The organism is Streptacidiphilus sp. MAP5-3 (assembly GCF_041262505.1).
GTDB lineage: Bacteria > Actinomycetota > Actinomycetes > Streptomycetales > Streptomycetaceae > Streptacidiphilus.
This window is the reverse complement of record NZ_JBGCCL010000069.1, coordinates 1-1,838: the sequence shown is the minus strand read 5'-3', so window position 1 is coordinate 1,838 and position 1,838 is coordinate 1. Positions and strand designations below refer to the sequence as shown.

General features: G+C 68.9%; 1 protein-coding gene. It reads right to left on the bottom strand.

The window, feature by feature from the left end; translation table 11 throughout:
• Nucleotides 1-1,817, bottom strand: a 1,817-nt coding sequence (locus ABH928_RS36445; RefSeq protein WP_370073050.1) for a condensation domain-containing protein, incomplete at its 3' end; no start/stop codon positions are given.
• Nucleotides 1,818-1,838: the final 21 nt, after the last annotated feature.

Below are 1,838 nucleotides of genomic sequence, written 5' to 3'. Positions count from 1 at the left end.
CTGTAGCGGTAGTTGAAGATCGAGGTGAACAGCGGGCCGCCACCCGTCATCCCGCTCGCCTGCTGCGCCAGCGACAACGGCGCATGCTCATGCACCAGCAACCCCGCCAACTGCCGCCGCATCCCCGACAACGCCCCGCCCACACTCTGCCCATCCACCCGCACCCGCACCGGCAGCGTGTTGAGGAACAGACCCGGCACCCGATCAGCACCCGCCCCGGAGTTCATCCGGCCGAACAGCACCGTGCCGAACACCACATCCTCACGACCGCTCAGCGCGGCCAGCACCCGCGCCCACGCCACATGGAAGACCACAGCCGCACTGACACCCGCAGCACGCGCCAACTCACGAACCCGGCACGACAGTTCATCGTCCACCGCAAGGCGTTCCCGGCGAGTGGTACTGCCGTCGCCGTACACGTCCAGCACACCGAAAGGCGCCGTCGTCTCGGTCACATCCCCCAGCAACTCCGCGAAGTACCGCTCATGCTCCTCACGCGGCACACCCAGGCGGGCCTGGGCGACGAAATCGCGAAACGGCAACGCCGCCGGCAACATGTCGGCACGACCGGACATGAACGCCCGCACCTCCCCCAGCAGCACATCCAACGACGTGTGGTCCTGCACCAGGTGATGGGTCCGCAACAATGCCAGCCAGCGATCACCCCCGGGCTCCGCCGCGATGTGCACCGTCATCAGGGGCGCCCGGGTCAGATCCATCCACGATCCGCCGATCGCCTTCAACTGCTCCACCGCACCAAGGCCCTGCGCGTCCAGCACGACCTCCTGGACCGGCAGCCCCACCCGACGCGACACCACCTGCACCGGCTCGGCCAAGCCCTCCCACACGAACGCCGTGCGGAACACGTCATGCCGATCGACCACCGCCCGCAGCGCGTCCAGGAACCCGTCCACCCGCCCCCGCGAGTCGAACCAGAACACCACCGGAAACACATACGTGTCCGTTCCACCGTCCGCCAGCATGTGGTGGAAGAGCATGCCCTCCTGCAACGGCGCGAGCGGATACACATCCGCCACATTCGCCGCACCACCCTCGACCCCGGCCACGACCCGCTCGACCTCCGCCGCAGTCAACTCCACCAACGGCAGCATCTCCGGCGTGATCCCGGTAGCGCCCTCGGGAATCAGGTTCGGCGGCACCACCACCTGGACCGGCCCGGCAGCACCGGCCACACCCGCCGGCGTCGGCGTCTCGAAGAGCGCCCGCACCGACACGGACACACCCCGCACCCGCAGACGTTCCACCAGGGCCACCGCCAGCAGCGAATGACCGCCCAGGGCGAAGAAGTCATCGTCGACCCCGACCCGGTCGAGTCCCAGGACCTCGGCGAACGCCTGGCACAGAAGCTCCTCCTGCACCGTCGTCGGACCCCGCCCCGCACCCGCCACGTACTCCGGCGCGGGCAGGGCAACACGGTCCAGCTTGCCGTTCACGGTCAGCGGCAGCTCCTCCAGCAGCACGACTGCCGACGGCACCATGTAGGACGGCAACCGCTCACCCGCGAACTCCCGCAGACTGGCGAGGAGTTCATTCGCATTGGCGTCTACGCCGGCCGGAACCGCGTACGCCACCAGGCGGAGGTCACCCGGCAGGTCCTCACGGATCGTCACCATGACCTGCTCCAGGCCCGGGTGTGCGGCCAGGACGGCCTGCACCTCACCGGGCTCAATCCGGAAACCGCGGATCTTCACCTGCTCGTCCGCACGGCCGACGTACTCCAGCTCGCCGCCGGCGTTCCACCGGACCAGGTCACCCGTGCGGTACAACCGCTCCCCCGCACCGAACGGATTCGCCACGAACCGCTCCGCCGTCAAACC